Annotated in this window: 2 pseudogenes; one reads left to right on the top strand and one right to left on the bottom strand. The window is 37.5% G+C overall.

Going from position 1 to position 1,051, the window contains the following annotated elements:
- A pseudogene (locus Q0140_RS10135) lies at nt 1–183 on the top strand (hypothetical protein); the annotation flags it as partial.
- A 665-nt stretch (nt 184–848) separates the two neighbouring features.
- Here Q0140_RS10135 and Q0140_RS10130 read toward each other — a convergent pair.
- Nucleotides 849–1,051: pseudogene (locus Q0140_RS10130) on the bottom strand (RNA pseudouridine synthase); the annotation flags it as partial.

Here is a 1,051-nt window from a genome sequence, read left to right as displayed (position 1 = left end):
GTCGCTACGCCGCAGGAGCTTAGCGAACTATTGGAGCTGCAAAATATCTATATCCTAGACGGCGCGAAAATCGGCTTTCAGTTTAGCTGCTCGTGGGACATGGAGCACGGTCTAGGCGTGATGACGCGCAAAGGCGAAGTCATTAATATCGGCGAAGCAGAAGTAGCGTTTATGGCTATTTGAATTTAGTTTAAAATAATTGTTTATTTGAAACTTTGCGTAAGTTGCGAAATTATGACGATTATAGGGTATAAATACGCATTTAGCTACATGCCTTATGGCAATCGGATCCGCGTTTATATAAATTTAGCCGCGTGCGATAGCAGCCAAAAATTATTTTCCTAAATTCTAATTTTATTAGAAGAGATTTTAAAACAGAATTTTTCAAAGTTCTAAAAGACCACTCAATAAAATCAAGAATTTAAACCAAATAAAAGACTTATCAGAATGATAGGTTAACGCGCCGCATAAAAGAAATTTGTCCTAGCGCTATAGATTGCGGCAAAGCGAGTAATTGCTAAAATTTTAAAATTTTATGGCATATCGTAAGGCGTAAAAAACTAATAAAATTCAAAAACAAAACGTGCTTACAATAAATGTACGTCTAGGCGCCTTATCATTGTAGTAGAATTTATCATCCCGCCTTGCGCTTTAGCGAATATAACTAGATTTGACTTATTTGATTTATGACGCACGCCATATTCAACCTTTTAACAAATCTCATTAAAAGCTACGCGAAAATTCCAAGAAATTTTGTACCCGCCAAGCTTTTAAATACGCGCACAAAATAAATTCTTATCTTAAAAATTTATCTGATCCACCAAAGCATCCAGATTTTATTAAGTTACCTAAATTTTACCGATTTTCGCGAAATTATAAAACTCTCTTGCGGCATCGAATTTGCTTTTTATCTCATATCGCTCTCCGCCTAGTTCGAAGCAAATTGTATTCGCGTGCAGTAGTAATCTCGGCGCCCCTGTCGTTCTGATCCGCTCCGTCTCATCCATCTTTTTATCCAATATCCGCTCCGCTTGCTCTCGCGAAAGCCCAT

It is taken from the genome of uncultured Campylobacter sp. (assembly GCF_938045405.1).
Lineage (GTDB): Bacteria > Campylobacterota > Campylobacteria > Campylobacterales > Campylobacteraceae > Campylobacter_B.
This window is presented reverse-complemented; position numbering and strand designations above follow the sequence as displayed.